This is a genomic window from Paenibacillus sp. GD4, from assembly GCF_030846225.1.
In the GTDB taxonomy this organism is placed as follows: Bacteria; Bacillota; Bacilli; order Paenibacillales; family NBRC-103111; genus Paenibacillus_G; species Paenibacillus_G silviterrae.
The window spans coordinates 1,199,090-1,212,581 of sequence record NZ_JAVCYK010000002.1; the positions used below are offsets into that span (position 1 = coordinate 1,199,090).

The 13,492-nt window shown below is 51.6% G+C and carries 9 protein-coding genes, 17 tRNA genes and 3 rRNA genes; 6 read left to right on the top strand and 23 right to left on the bottom strand.

All coding sequences use genetic code 11. From position 1 onward, the window contains the following. Positions 1–17: 17 nt before the first annotated feature. Positions 18–1,247, top strand: a complete 1,230-nt coding sequence (locus RAC89_RS28060) for an MFS transporter (protein ID WP_306617012.1) — start codon at positions 18–20, stop codon at positions 1,245–1,247. Positions 1,248–1,276: 29 nt separating this feature from the next. After that, a complete protein-coding gene (locus tag RAC89_RS28065) occupies positions 1,277–2,614 on the top strand; it encodes a multi antimicrobial extrusion protein MatE (RefSeq protein ID WP_306617013.1) in 1,338 nt (445 codons plus the stop codon). A gap of 71 nt (positions 2,615–2,685) precedes the next feature. Here the strand turns inward: RAC89_RS28065 and RAC89_RS28070 are convergent, their stop codons facing one another. Then, positions 2,686–3,579 (bottom strand): LysR family transcriptional regulator, encoded by an 894-nt coding sequence (locus tag RAC89_RS28070; protein WP_306617014.1) that lies wholly within the window; start codon positions 3,577–3,579, stop codon positions 2,686–2,688. 110 nt (positions 3,580–3,689) lie between these two features. On the opposite strand from RAC89_RS28070, the gene RAC89_RS28075 reads away from it, so the two are divergent. Beyond that, positions 3,690–5,078, top strand: coding sequence for an MFS transporter (locus tag RAC89_RS28075; protein WP_306617015.1), 1,389 nt, complete (start codon positions 3,690–3,692; stop codon positions 5,076–5,078). A 97-nt stretch (positions 5,079–5,175) separates the two neighbouring features. Here the strand turns inward: RAC89_RS28075 and RAC89_RS28080 are convergent, their stop codons facing one another. Continuing rightward, positions 5,176–5,388 (bottom strand): VOC family protein, encoded by a 213-nt coding sequence (locus RAC89_RS28080; RefSeq protein ID WP_306617016.1) that lies wholly within the window; start codon positions 5,386–5,388, stop codon positions 5,176–5,178. Between the two features lie 36 nt (positions 5,389–5,424). Further along, positions 5,425–5,547 carry a VOC family protein gene (locus RAC89_RS28085; protein WP_306617017.1) on the bottom strand — a complete coding sequence of 41 codons (123 nt, stop codon included), beginning with the start codon at positions 5,545–5,547 and terminating at the stop codon, positions 5,425–5,427. A 277-nt stretch (positions 5,548–5,824) separates the two neighbouring features. Between RAC89_RS28085 and RAC89_RS28090 the strand changes: the two genes are divergently transcribed. The 3 genes from RAC89_RS28090 to RAC89_RS28100 are packed head-to-tail and all read left to right on the top strand — an operon-like array spanning position 5,825 to position 6,558. Beyond that, positions 5,825–6,115 (top strand): sigma factor, encoded by a 291-nt coding sequence (locus tag RAC89_RS28090; RefSeq protein ID WP_306617018.1) that lies wholly within the window; start codon positions 5,825–5,827, stop codon positions 6,113–6,115. Positions 6,116–6,172: 57 nt separating this feature from the next. Further along, complete coding sequence (locus RAC89_RS28095) at positions 6,173–6,409, top strand: hypothetical protein (protein ID WP_306617019.1); 237 nt, start codon at positions 6,173–6,175, stop codon at positions 6,407–6,409. Positions 6,410–6,417: 8 nt separating this feature from the next. Then, positions 6,418–6,558, top strand: coding sequence for a hypothetical protein (locus RAC89_RS28100; RefSeq protein WP_306617020.1), 141 nt, complete (start codon positions 6,418–6,420; stop codon positions 6,556–6,558). A gap of 107 nt (positions 6,559–6,665) precedes the next feature. On the opposite strand, the gene RAC89_RS28105 is transcribed toward RAC89_RS28100, so the two are convergent. The 20 genes from RAC89_RS28105 to RAC89_RS28200 all read right to left on the bottom strand — a co-directional run bounded on the left by RAC89_RS28105 (position 6,666) and on the right by RAC89_RS28200 (position 13,241). Beyond that, a tRNA-Gly gene (locus tag RAC89_RS28105) sits at positions 6,666–6,739 on the bottom strand. Positions 6,740–6,742: 3 nt separating this feature from the next. Then, positions 6,743–6,819 (bottom strand) — tRNA-Pro (locus RAC89_RS28110). Positions 6,820–6,826: 7 nt separating this feature from the next. After that, a tRNA-Leu gene (locus RAC89_RS28115) sits at positions 6,827–6,906 on the bottom strand. A 6-nt stretch (positions 6,907–6,912) separates the two neighbouring features. Beyond that, positions 6,913–6,989, bottom strand: a tRNA-Arg gene (locus tag RAC89_RS28120). 9 nt (positions 6,990–6,998) lie between these two features. Continuing rightward, positions 6,999–7,069, bottom strand: a tRNA-Cys gene (locus RAC89_RS28125). A gap of 14 nt (positions 7,070–7,083) precedes the next feature. Beyond that, positions 7,084–7,155 (bottom strand) — tRNA-Gly (locus tag RAC89_RS28130). A gap of 5 nt (positions 7,156–7,160) precedes the next feature. Then, positions 7,161–7,244: transfer RNA gene (locus RAC89_RS28135), tRNA-Leu, on the bottom strand. A 12-nt stretch (positions 7,245–7,256) separates the two neighbouring features. After that, positions 7,257–7,342: transfer RNA gene (locus RAC89_RS28140), tRNA-Leu, on the bottom strand. 8 nt (positions 7,343–7,350) lie between these two features. Beyond that, positions 7,351–7,423, bottom strand: a tRNA-Lys gene (locus tag RAC89_RS28145). Between the two features lie 10 nt (positions 7,424–7,433). After that, a tRNA-Gln gene (locus tag RAC89_RS28150) sits at positions 7,434–7,505 on the bottom strand. 13 nt (positions 7,506–7,518) lie between these two features. Further along, positions 7,519–7,591: transfer RNA gene (locus RAC89_RS28155), tRNA-His, on the bottom strand. A gap of 28 nt (positions 7,592–7,619) precedes the next feature. Continuing rightward, a tRNA-Tyr gene (locus tag RAC89_RS28160) sits at positions 7,620–7,705 on the bottom strand. An 8-nt stretch (positions 7,706–7,713) separates the two neighbouring features. After that, a tRNA-Asp gene (locus RAC89_RS28165) sits at positions 7,714–7,790 on the bottom strand. Positions 7,791–7,798: 8 nt separating this feature from the next. Then, positions 7,799–7,875, bottom strand: a tRNA-Met gene (locus tag RAC89_RS28170). 16 nt (positions 7,876–7,891) lie between these two features. Beyond that, a tRNA-Val gene (locus tag RAC89_RS28175) sits at positions 7,892–7,967 on the bottom strand. A 99-nt stretch (positions 7,968–8,066) separates the two neighbouring features. Next, positions 8,067–8,155, bottom strand: a tRNA-Ser gene (locus RAC89_RS28180). A 58-nt stretch (positions 8,156–8,213) separates the two neighbouring features. Then, positions 8,214–8,290: transfer RNA gene (locus RAC89_RS28185), tRNA-Ile, on the bottom strand. A 36-nt stretch (positions 8,291–8,326) separates the two neighbouring features. Further along, a 5S ribosomal RNA gene (rrf, locus tag RAC89_RS28190) occupies positions 8,327–8,443 on the bottom strand. Positions 8,444–8,526: 83 nt separating this feature from the next. Next, positions 8,527–11,439 (bottom strand): 23S ribosomal RNA (locus tag RAC89_RS28195). Positions 11,440–11,706: 267 nt separating this feature from the next. Beyond that, positions 11,707–13,241: ribosomal RNA gene (locus tag RAC89_RS28200) — 16S ribosomal RNA — on the bottom strand. Together the 16S, 23S and 5S rRNA genes with 17 tRNA genes alongside form the textbook arrangement of a ribosomal RNA operon. Positions 13,242–13,492 lie beyond the last annotated feature (251 nt).

Consider the following 13,492-nt stretch of genomic DNA (forward strand, 5'->3'; position numbering starts at 1 on the left):
AATATGGAGGGAGCCGCGTGCGAGCACAAGCAAATACTATTCGTCAACCAGGGTTAGGAGCAGCTGCTACCGTTTATCCTATCTTGTTTGCCGTCAGCATCGTGCATTTATTGAATGATTCCATGCAGTCCGCCATTTCAGCCTTATTTCCAATTCTCGAGAAATCTCTTCAGCTAAGCTACACCCAAATTGGTTTCATTGCTTTTGCTATGAACATCACCGCATCGCTGCTCCAGCCTTTCATCGGCATTTATGCCGATGCCAGACCAAAGCCGTATATTCTTCCTTTCGGCGTTTGCTTCACGTTAGCAGGAGTTGTGGGCTTATCGATCGCACCCAGTTTTGTCTACATAGTGCTTGCGGTTATTTGCATCGGCATCGGCTCGGCCGTGTTTCACCCGGAATCTTCCCGCGTCGCTTACTTGGCTGCTGGAGATAGACGGGGGTTGGCTCAATCCATTTTTCAGGTTGGAGGAAATATCGGCAGTTCCTTGGGCCCGATTATGACCGCCCTTATTTTCGTACCGCTTGGTCAATTTGGCGTCATTTGGTTTTCCATCGCTGCGCTGGCAGCTATCGGAATACAATTCTACGTGGCTAGATGGTATAGCGGACAAAAAGTCCGGCCGCGATCTCCGGTCTCTAAACAAACCGTCGAACGGAAGTCGGGGTTGTTATCCAAACAGCAGATCAGGCTGGCTATGGCCATCTTAATCGCGCTCGTATTTTCCAAAAACGTGTACATCTCGAGCATAACCAGCTTCTATACCTTTTACCTGATCAAGGATTACGGAGTCAGCGTAGAGCAGGCTCAAATGTACCTGTTTGCGTTCCTAGCGGCTGCCGCAGCCGGAACCTTCCTGGGCGGGCCGCTGGCCGACCGCTTCGGACGCAAAAATATTATTTGGCTCTCAATACTGGGAACGGCGCCGTTCTCTATCCTTTTACCTTATGCGGATTTATTCTGGTCGGGTGTACTATGTGTTTTTGGGGGCCTTGTCTTATCTTCCGCTTTCTCGATAATCGTCGTCTATGCTCATGAATTGCTTCCCGGGAAGGTTGGACTTGTGTCGGGGCTCTTTTTCGGATTGGCGTTTGGATTAGGGGGATTGGGATCTGCGCTGCTAGGCATGCTTGCGGATGTTACGAGCATCGCGTTCATTATGAAGCTGTGCGCGTATCTGCCTTTGATCGGATTACTGACAATCTTCCTGCCTAAGGACAAGGCGCTCGCCGGACACCGGTAAATGTACAGCATCTACAGGGAGGAAGGGTCATGGTCGAACAAAACCAATCAGTTCGCTTAAGCGGAATGCTTCTGTTTTTTTTGCCTCTAGGGTTTTCCGCGCTGCTCATCTCCTTATCGCATGTCATTATCAATAGTACATTGGCCCACGCAGCTACACGTCCGGAGCTTGTCATTACAGGCTATGCCATGGCCTTTAGTATATTTGGCTTGACGGAAGAAGCCGCTGTATTGATGAGGCAAACATGTACCGCATTAGTCAGAGACAGGAGAACCTTCCGGGCGCTCCTGCTTCTCGCTTTCTTCTTGATCACGTTTATTCTTCTTATCTCCTTCACGGTCGCCTACACTCCGGTTGGAGCTTATCTGTTCAGCTATGTGTTCGGGGTGGATGTCGAGCTTCAAAAGGATATTCTCAGCACTTACCGCATCCTGCTGTTCGTAACGATATTCTCCGTAATTCGCTGCATATACCAAGGAATCCTTATTTCACATATGCGGACCAAATGGCTTACGATCGCTATGGTTGTCCGGCTATCCGTCATGTACGGCTTATCGCTGCTATATATTCACAATCCGCAGGCTATCGACGGAAGATCAGGGGCATTCATATTCTTGGCGGGGATGATGATCGAAGCGGCTGTAAGCTACGGTGAAGGGCGTTTGCTCGTCAAGAAGCTCCCTCTGCATTCAACGGAGGGGGAATCTCGTGATCTCCGGGGTGTTTTTACCTTTTACCGTCCCATGCTCATTTCCGTGTTCTTTGCGGTTAGCGTAACACCGGCAATTAATGTACTCCTTGGACAAACGTCGAACATGGAGCTGGCCGTCGCCTCCTATTCTTTGGCCTTCAGCATAACCTGGCTCGCGATCAGCTTCCAGACGTATATGCATCAGATAGTGCTGAATTTTTTCAATAAGTCATCCCGTCTTGTCTACCGTTTCTGTCTCATAGTCGGACTTATTCCCGTTTGTGCGCTGATCTTGCTGGGCTTTACACCCGCCGGGCAGTGGGCGCTGCAAAACCTCGTAGGAGTTAACGGGGAGCTGCTGGACGCAACCCATGAGGCGCTGCGTATATTCGCTCTGTTCGCGCTGGTATTTCCTTGGGTCGATTTTTGCAATGGAATCGTCTTGCTGCGCGGCCAAACCTCCATCATGGTCTGGTCTCAAGGCTCAAATATTACCATTACCGTCATTGTGCTTCTACTCGGCGTCTGGCTTACCCCAGGTTGGAATGGCGTCATTGGTGCGCTGGCGCAATCAGCCGGTATTCTGGCGGAGCTGTCCGTGCTTGTCGCTTGGCTCTCCAGACTGAGACAGCCTACGCCGCTCTACTCCTCCGCCGCAGCGAAGGAGATTTCTTAAAGTAAAGCCATAACGAAAAATGCAGCCCCCCTTAGGAACAGAGCGGGCTGCATTTTTTTCATATGTATGTCTTAGTCAATATGATCCGATTTGGACATCCGCCCAAAATATCCCAAAACTACGTCACGGAATTCCAGAGCTGCCCGTGAAATATATCGATTTTTGTTCCATAATAAAGCAATTTCAAGCGCCAATTCATGCTCCTCAACTCGAAGATAGCGGATAGGTTCCCTCGAATTCATTGCCGTGCCTGGTATGAAGGCAATGCCAATCCCGGCTTCCACAAGAGTTGTTAGCCTGGCAGGTTCATTTCCCTCGTAGACATAGTTAGGAGTAAATCCAGCTGATTGGCATACGGAGTCTACTAAATCGCGGACACGGTAGCCTTTCTTTACACCGACAAACCATTCATCCTTAAGTTCCGCCAGGGAAACGCTGCTTCGGTCTGACAGCCGGTGCCCCTTGGGTACAGCTACAAGAATAGGGGCGATGAACACGATCTGGCATTCAATGTCTTCCCCTTGTATCGGAGGTGAAGATAAGCAGAAATCGACCTCGCCTCGATGAAGAAGCGTAACCATTTCTTTTGTGGTCAGCATTTGCACGTGAAATTGGATTTGAGGATGCTTATTCCGAAACTCTCGAAGGATATTGGGCAGCGCGCTTGCGCTTGTTACCGCCAGCTCGATTGTGCCGTATTCCGGGCCGGACATATCGCTAATCTCCTGCTTCCCCTGCTCCAATTCAAACAAAGCTCTTTCCGCGCGGCGAAGGAATTTGCTTCCGAACTCATTAAGCCGCAGCTTCCTCCCTGTCCGATCGAATAGAGGGACCCCTAGATCCTCCTCCAGGCGTTGAATCGTTTTGCTTAGCGACGATTGAGTAACGTGCAGACTTCGAGCCGCTTCAGTTACATGCTCCAATCGTGCAACTGTGAGAAAATACTGCAATTGAAGAAGTTCCATTTTGTCTCCCCGCTTATTCCTTCAAGTCTATGAAATTATAACATGAAATGCGTTGGAATAAATATTCCGTTTCAAGTACGATGTCATCAGGACATAGGGGGGACTCAAAAATGAATGCTCACAGCAGAAGGTTAATGATTTCCGTCGGACTGGGGATACTGCTCAATCCATTAAATTCTTCAATGGTTTCCGTTGCTATTCCAAGGCTGCAGCATGTGTACCAGCTTGACTTCACTGTTGTTTCCTGGATTATTTTTTCTTTCTACATCGCAAGTGCTATCGCGCAGCCCGTCATGGGAAAAGCCAGCGACTTATTTGGCCGCAAGAAAATATTTCTTACCGGACTTGTTGTAGCCTTTGTTGCTTCATTATTAGCACCGCTATCGCCAAGCTTTGGGTGGCTCATCGTTTTCCGTATTGTACAATCCATCGGGACAAGTATGATGGTTGCGGTTGGAATGGTAATTGTACGAATTCATATTCAAGAGAACCAAGCGACTGCGCTGTCGGTTTTATCCGTATTCCTATCCGGAGCGGCAGCTATCGGACCCTTTGTTGGCGGGATGTTGATCCACTTGTGGGACTGGTCTGCTATTTTTTTCGTCAATATTCCTTTCGTGGCGGCAAGCTTTCTATTCGCTTCCATTACAATTCCTAAGGGCGAACCGACAACATCCACTGGACGTAACAGGCCCTTGCGTAAATGGCTTGAACTCATTGACGCGTCTGGAATCCTGCTCTTCACATTGGGGCTGGTTGCCCTGCTCATTGGACTACTGTCGGTAAAATCATCCGGACAAGTTTCATTAACAAGTGTCGTTATCGGACTGATAGGGCTTGCTCTACTGGGAGCTTTCATTCGGCATGAGCTTCAAACGGCTTCGCCCTTTGTTCCTTTGCGGACATTTGCAAACTATCCAGCGATGACTTGGATCAATGTCGAATTCATGCTTGTTAATGTACTTTTTTACTCGGTCTTTTTCGGGCTTCCCTCTTATTTGCAAATAGTACGTCACGTCAGCGAGCTCCATACAGGGATTCTCATGTTAAGCTTAGGTTTGTGCTCGCTCATTGCTTCTCCGCTGGCAGGACGATGGGTCGATAAATCAGGACCCCGCCCGGCATTGCTCGTATCGGCAATCCTGATGACCTTGGGGTCAGTATGGATCGTGACATTGAATCAAGCTTCATCGGTTATCAGTGTGTGTTTGGCTTTAGCTGCATTCGGTGTCAGCAACGGGTTGAACAATGTCGGTATGCAAGCGGCTTTGTTCCAGAGTGCCCCAAAGGAAATAATCGGTGTAGCCTCCGGATTATTCAATACATCAAGATACCTGGGAACCATTCTCTCTTCGTTGCTGATTGGCATCGTAATGGGAGATAAGTTCAGCTTCGGGGGATTTCGGGTGCTTGGGATGATCCTCACGGTAGTTGCCATGTCCTTGGTAATCATTTGTTGGCGGCGCCGGGAGTCAAATCAATTGAAGGAGTCCCCTTAGGTATTTCCGGTTTATAAAACAAGCGACCCTTCCTCAGAATATGTGAAAGAGCCGCTGCCTTTCCGGCAGTTCGTGCAAGGAGGACTTTGAGGGAAAATCACTGGCGACCTTTGGCTAGGATCCGGAAGGTGACACCGAATTTATCGGTTACATTGCCATAAGCGGGGCTGAAGAAACTTGCTTGCAGCGTTTCGTTGACTTGACCGCCCTCTTTCCATGCCTCAGAATATTGGGTAGCTTCGTCTTTGTCGTTGGTTTGAACTACGATGGTCACCGTATCACCGATCTTTAAGACGGCGAAGTTGATCAAGTCTTTCTTTTCAGGAGGCAGCAGGGCGTCCGGATTTCACGGCATATCGCCAAATAGCAGTGCATAGACAACCTTGGCATCCAGCGCATTCACGTAAAAATCGATAGCCTGATTAGCGCTGCGGTCCATTTCAAGAAAAGGGATCAAACTCGTACTCACAACAACCATTTCCTTAGTTTACATATTATTAACCGGGACACCGATGATTTTTTTCATACCGGCCGGTTTCCCTTGTCACTTACTATGTCGGAAGTGGGCTGGATAACGTGACCGGATTCGGTAATAAACTTTTGCGAACATCCCGTCACATCTCCTGAGTTGCATACGACATATAAGTAAATGGAAATAAGGAAGGAATGTGCACATGGACGATTGCAACTGGCTTGCGGAACAGTTCGAGTCGCACCGATATCACCTGCAGGCGGCGGCATACCGGATGTTGGGATCTCTAAGCGAAGCGGACGACGCTGTACAAGAGTCATGGATACGTCTTAGTCGCACCAATACTAGCGGAGTCGAAAATATGGGGGGATGGCTGACAACCATCGTCTCCAGAGTATGTCTTGATATGCTGCGATCTCGTAAAACGAGGCGGGAGGAACTTGCAAAGGTGGGTCTGCCCGAACCGGTTACTAGTCGACATGACGGAAGCGACCCTGAGCACGAAGCGCTAATGGCTGATTTAGTCGGTCTTGCGATGCTTTCTCGAAGATCGCTCCCATTATAGGGCGTAACGAGGCCTCAGCAAGACAGCTTGCGAGCCGTGCGCGCCGACGGGTTCAGGGTGTCGGTTCAATCTCGGGAACAGCGGAGCTCAAGCAAAAACGAGAGCTTGTCGAAGCGTTCCTTGCCGCATCGCGCGGCGGTGACTTTAGGAAGCTTCTCACGGTATTGGCCCGAATGTCGTGCTCCGGAACGACACCGCTTTGCGCCGGTAGCCAGTGTTCCGGTTGTTCTAGGCTCGGAAGCGGTGGCCAAGCAATTCGCTGGTCGTGCCCAGGGTGCGGACCGGTGCTTGTGAACGGATCTGTGGGCGCCATCGTAGCTCCTCGCGGAAGACTGCTCTTCTTGCTCGAACTTAAGGTAGCGAATGGCAAGATCACCGAGATCGACATGATTGCCGATCAAGAACGGTTTCGTCAAATCGACATTGCCGTTTTGAACGATTGAAAGCCGCTGCAGCATGAAAACAATTCTAACCAGACTCAGACCGGGTAGGCACGCAGAAAATCAAAAAAGCCGCGGATAACCTCCGCGGCTGTATTTTTTGTATGTAATGGAGCGGATGATGGGAATCGAACCCACGCTACCAGCTTGGAAGGCTGGAGTTCTACCATTGAACTACATCCGCACATGGTCGGGACGACACGATTTGAACATGCGACCCCCTGGTCCCAAACCAGGTGCTCTACCAAGCTGAGCTACGTCCCGAAATATATGCCGGTAGAGGGACTTGAACCCCCACGGTTTCCCTCACGATTTTGAGTCGCGCGCGTCTGCCAATTCCGCCATACCGGCTTATTATGGCGTGCCCTGAGAGATTCGAACTCCCGACCTTTTGATTCGTAGTCAAACGCTCTATCCGGCTGAGCTAAGGGCACATGAAAGAAAGGCACCAACCAGATTCGAACTGGGGGTAAAGCTTTTGCAGAGCTCTGCCTTACCACTTGGCTATGGTGCCAAAAGAAAAACCAAAGCGGAAGACGGGACTCGAACCCGCGACCCTCGCCTTGGCAAGGCGATGCTCTACCACTGAGCCACTTCCGCAAGAATGCAGTCGAGAGGACTCGAACCTCCACGGCTGTTACACCACTAGAACCTGAATCTAGCGCGTCTGCCAATTCCGCCACGACTGCATATAGAGTTGATGGTGCGGTTGAGAGGACTCGAACCTCCACGAGCGTACGCCCACTACCCCCTCAAGATAGCGTGTCTGCCATTCCACCACAACCGCATAAAAAGTGAGTCATGTAGGACTCGAACCTACGACACCCTGATTAAAAGTCAGGTGCTCTACCGACTGAGCTAATGACTCATGAGATACACTGGGGATCTAGGATTCGAACCTAGGCATGACGGAGTCAAAGTCCGTTGCCTTACCGCTTGGCTAATCCCCACTACTGATTAAAGGGCGATCGAAGGGAATTGAACCCTCGAATGCCGGAGCCACAATCCGGTGCGTTAGCCACTTCGCCACGACCGCCATAAAAGTAAGGGAGTCAAAAACTAACTGGTGGAGGCTGATGGATTCGAACCACCGAACTCGTACGAGAACAGATTTACAGTCTGCTGCGTTTGGCCACTTCGCTAAGCCTCCGTGTGAAATGGCGGAGCCGACGGGATTCGAACCCGCGGTCTCCTGCGTGACAGGCAGGCATGTTAGGCCTCTACACCACGGCTCCGCGATAATTGGTTGCGGGGGCAGGATTTGAACCTGCGGCCTTCGGGTTATGAGCCCGACGAGCTACCGGGCTGCTCCACCCCGCGTCGTGTATTTCTTATATGGTGGAGGCTGACGGGATCGAACCGCCGACCCTCTGCTTGTAAGGCAGATGCTCTCCCAGCTGAGCTAAGCCTCCAGATGTGGGGTGACCCGTAGGGGATACTCATCACTGTCTGATAAGATGCGAAGTATCGCTATCGAAGCTTCTTAATCCCTTGACCAACGGGCCTTCAAACGGAGAAGGAGGGATTCGAACCCTCGAGACGCTTGTGACGCCTACACGATTTCCAATCGTGCTCCTTCGGCCAGCTCGGACACTTCTCCATATATGGCTTCCCGAATAGAACTCGAACTTGTTACAGCTCGATAATCTGTCGAGTGTTGGTGGGCCCTAGTGGACTCGAACCACCGACCTCACCCTTATCAGGGGTGCGCTCTAACCAGCTGAGCTAAGGGCCCTTGAAACTAAAAACTCCCACAAACGTGGGAGCTCGTGCTTGGCGACGTTCTACTCTCCCAGGACCCTTCGGTCCAAGTACCATCGACGCTGGAAGGCTTAACGGTCGTGTTCGGTATGGGTACGCGTGGTTCCCTTCCGCCATCATCACCAAACCGGATTTTTCGTTAGAAAATATCCATCAAGGCTTGCACCTTGAAAACTGGATTCGAAACTTCAGCAAATGTCATATGCTTTATAGGATAAGCCCTCGACCGATTAGTATTCGTCAGCTCCACACGTTGCCGCGCTTCCACCCCGAACCTATCCACCTCGTCGTCTACAAGGGGTCTTACATACTGGGAAATCTCATCTTGAGGGGGGCTTCACGCTTAGATGCTTTCAGCGCTTATCCCTTCCGTACTTGGCTATCCAGCCGTGCCTCTGGCGAGACAACTGGTACACCAGCGGTACGTCCATCCCGGTCCTCTCGTACTAAGGACAGCTCCTCTCAAATTTCCTACGCCCGCGACAGATAGGGACCGAACTGTCTCACGACGTTCTGAACCCAGCTCGCGTACCGCTTTAATGGGCGAACAGCCCAACCCTTGGGACCTACTTCAGCCCCAGGATGCGATGAGCCGACATCGAGGTGCCAAACCTCCCCGTCGATGTGGACTCTTGGGGGAGATAAGCCTGTTATCCCCAGGGTAGCTTTTATCCGTTGAGCGATGGCCCTTCCATTCGGTACCACCGGATCACTAAGCCCGACTTTCGTCCCTGCTCGACCTGTACGTCTCGCAGTCAAGCTCCCTTATGCCTTTGCACTCTTCGAATGATTTCCAACCATTCTGAGGGAACCTTGGGGCGCCTCCGTTACTCTTTAGGAGGCGACCGCCCCAGTCAAACTGCCTACCTGACACTGTCCCCGCACCCGATCAGGGTGCCAGGTTAGAACTCCGATACGATCAGGGTGGTATCCCAACGGCGCCTCCACCGAAGCTGGCGCTCCGGCTTCCTAGGCTCCCACCTATCCTGTACAGATCGTACCAAAGTCCAATATCAAGCTGCAGTAAAGCTCCATGGGGTCTTTCCGTCTTGTCGCGGGTAACCTGCATCTTCACAGGTATTAAAATTTCACCGGATCTCTCGTCGAGACAGCGCCCAAGTCGTTACGCCATTCGTGCGGGTCAGAATTTACCTGACAAGGAATTTCGCTACCTTAGGACCGTTATAGTTACGGCCGCCGTTTACTGGGGCTTCGGTTCACAGCTTCGGGTTTAACCCCTAACCGCTCCCCTTAACCTTCCAGCACCGGGCAGGCGTCAGCCCGTATACTTCGCCTTGCGGCTTCGCACAGACCTGTGTTTTTGCTAAACAGTCGCTTGGGCCTTTTCACTGCGGCCCCCTCGGGCTATTCACCCTACCGAGGCACCCCTTCTCCCGAAGTTACGGGGTCATTTTGCCGAGTTCCTTAACGAGAGTTCTTCCGAGCGCCTTAGCATGCTCTGCTCGCCTACCTGTGTCGGTTTGCGGTACGGGCACCTTCTCCCTGGCTAGAGGCTTTTCTTGGCAGCTTGAACTCATGACCTTCGCTACTTGAATTTCGCTCCCCATCACAGCCCAGCCTTTCGGTTAGCGGATTTGCCTACTAACCAGCCTCGCTGCTTGGACGGACATCCATCAGTCCGCGTCACTATCCTTCTGCGTCACCCCATTGCTCATAACGGTTCACGGTGGTACAGGAATTTCAACCTGTTGTCCTTCGACTACGCCTTTCGGCCTCGCCTTAGGTCCCGACTTACCCTGAGCGGACGAACCTTCCTCAGGAACCCTTAGGCTTACGGCGGACAAGATTCTCACTTGTCTTTTCGTTACTCATACCGGCATTCTCACTTGTAACCGCTCCAGCTGTCCTCACGATCAACCTTCACTGCTGTTACAACGCTCCCCTACTGCCCATATATGGACTCATAGCTTCGGTGGTGTGTTTAGCCCCGTTACATTTTCGGCGCAGAGTCACTCGACCAGTGAGCTATTACGCACTCTTTCAATGGTGGCTGCTTCTAAGCCAACATCCTGGTTGTCTTTGCAACTCCACATCCTTTCCCACTTAACACACACTTGGGGACCTTAGCTGATGATCTGGGCTGTTTCCCTCTTGACAATGGATCTTAGCACTCACTGTCTGACTCCCGGGTTAAAGTCTGCGGCATTCAGAGTTTGACTGGACTTGGTAACCCTTGGCGGGCCCCGCACCCAATCAGTGCTTTACCTCCGCGACTCATCACCCGAGGCTAGCCCTAAAGCTATTTCGGGGAGAACCAGCTATCTCCGAGTTCGATTGGAATTTCTCCGCTACCCCCACCTCATCCCCGAATTTTTCAACATTCGTGGGTTCGGGCCTCCAGTGCGTGTTACCGCACCTTCACCCTGGACAGGGGTAGATCACACGGTTTCGGGTCTACGTCTACGTACTTATTCGCCCTATTCAGACTCGCTTTCGCTGCGGCTCCGGCTTCTCACCTTAACCTTGCGCGTAAACGTAACTCGCCGGTTCATTCTACAAAAGGCACGCCATCACTCATTAACGAGCTCTGACTTCTTGTAAGCACACGGTTTCAGGTTCTTTTTCACTCCGCTCCCGCGGTTCTTTTCACCTTTCCCTCACGGTACTGCTTCACTATCGGTCACCAGGGAGTATTTAGCCTTGGCAGATGGTCCTGCCGGATTCCGACGGGGTTTCACGTGTCCCGCCGTACTCAGGATCCGTCTAGAGTCTCGGTTGCTTTCGGTTACGGGGCTGTTACCCACTTTGGCCGGCCTTTCCAGACCTGTTCGCCTACCAACCTGCACTCACATTGACGTCCTACAACCCCAAGGGGCAAGCCCCTTGGTTTGGGCTGTTCCGCTTTCGCTCGCCGCTACTGACGGAATCACTTTTGTTTTCTTTTCCTGAGGGTACTTAGATGTTTCAGTTCCCCTCGTCTGCCTCCTACACAGCTATGTATTCACTGTGTGGTACGTGAGTATTACCTCACGCGGGTTCCCCCATTCGGACATCCCCGGATCAAAGCCTGCTTACGGCTCCCCGAGGCATTTCGTCGTTCGCCACGTCCTTCTTCGGCTCCTGGTGCCTAGGCATCCTCCGTGTGCTCTTATTAGCTTAACCAATCGTTCGAATGATCTTGGTTCTCCGTTCCGTTGCGCTACGCACAAAGTCACTCCAAACTCAAGACATTCTCACTAGCAGCTAAAAGATTGATGATCTCGCATGCGCTCAATCATCACATCGTATAGATGTTTCGACATTTTGCTTTGTTTCGATATCCAGTTTTCAAGGAACAAAAGTTCTGAAAGGCATTGCACCTTTCAAAACTGAACAACGAGGTGAGTGATTTTAATGTCCGATGGCCTGCAGCCATCATGGACTCCATAGAAAGGAGGTGATCCAGCCGCACCTTCCGATACGGCTACCTTGTTACGACTTCACCCCAATCATCTACCCCACCTTCGGCGGCTGGCTCCTTGCGGTTACCCCACCGACTTCGGGTGTTGTAAACTCTCGTGGTGTGACGGGCGGTGTGTACAAGACCCGGGAACGTATTCACCGCGGCATGCTGATCCGCGATTACTAGCAATTCCGACTTCATGCAGGCGAGTTGCAGCCTGCAATCCGAACTGAGACCGGCTTCTAAGGATTCGCTCCGGATCGCTCCTTCGCTGCCCGTTGTACCGGCCATTGTAGTACGTGTGTAGCCCAGGTCATAAGGGGCATGATGATTTGACGTCATCCCCACCTTCCTCCGGTTTGTCACCGGCAGTCACTTCAGAGTGCCCAACTTAATGCTGGCAACTGAAATCAAGGGTTGCGCTCGTTGCGGGACTTAACCCAACATCTCACGACACGAGCTGACGACAACCATGCACCACCTGTCTCCTCTGTCCCGAAGGCCTGCCCTATCTCTAGGACATTCAGAGGGATGTCAAGACCTGGTAAGGTTCTTCGCGTTGCTTCGAATTAAACCACATACTCCACTGCTTGTGCGGGTCCCCGTCAATTCCTTTGAGTTTCACTCTTGCGAGCGTACTCCCCAGGCGGAGTGCTTACTGTGTTTACTTCGGCACCAAGGGTATCGAAACCCCTAACACCTAGCACTCATCGTTTACGGCGTGGACTACCAGGGTATCTAATCCTGTTTGCTCCCCACGCTTTCGCGCCTCAGCGTCAGTTACAGTCCAGAAAGTCGCCTTCGCCACTGGTGTTCCTCCACATCTCTACGCATTTCACCGCTACACGTGGAATTCCACTTTCCTCTCCTGCACTCAAGTCTCCCAGTTTTCAGTGCGAACCAGGGTTGAGCCCTGGGCTTAAACACCAAACTTAAAAGACCGCCTGCGCGCGCTTTACGCCCAATAATTCCGGACAACGCTTGCCCCCTACGTATTACCGCGGCTGCTGGCACGTAGTTAGCCGGGGCTTTCTTCTCAGGTACCGTCATTTCCAGGGCAGTTACTCCCCGGAACGTTCTTCCCTGGCAACAGAGCTTTACGATCCGAAAACCTTCATCACTCACGCGGCGTTGCTCCGTCAGACTTTCGTCCATTGCGGAAGATTCCCTACTGCTGCCTCCCGTAGGAGTCTGGGCCGTGTCTCAGTCCCAGTGTGGCCGATCACCCTCTCAGGTCGGCTACGCATCGTCGCCTTGGTGAGCCGTTACCTCACCAACTAGCTAATGCGCCGCAGGCCCATCTGTAAGCCACAGCTTGCGCCGTGTTTCCAAGCTCCTCCATGCGAAGAAGCCATCTATCCGGTCTTAGCTACCGTTTCCGGTAGTTATCCCGGTCTTACAGGCAGGTTGCCTACGTGTTACTCACCCGTCCGCCGCTAGGGTCCGAAGACCCTCGCTCGACTTGCATGTATTAGGCACGCCGCCAGCGTTCGTCCTGAGCCAGGATCAAACTCTCCAATAAAGGGTAAACTTTATATAGATGAGCTGATTGCTCAATTCGTTACTGACTTTCGAATCTCAAATGAGATTCTGCACAATCACTCGTTGTTCAGTTTTCAAAGGACAATGTTGTTAGTATTACCCGCCTGCCCAAGAAGCAGACAAGAAAACACTTTAGCATGTTAATCACTTATTTGCAAGTGGTAATCTCTTACTGTTAGTTGCAGCCATGTCGCTATCGCAACAGTGGAAGAGTAATATATCATGTTTCAT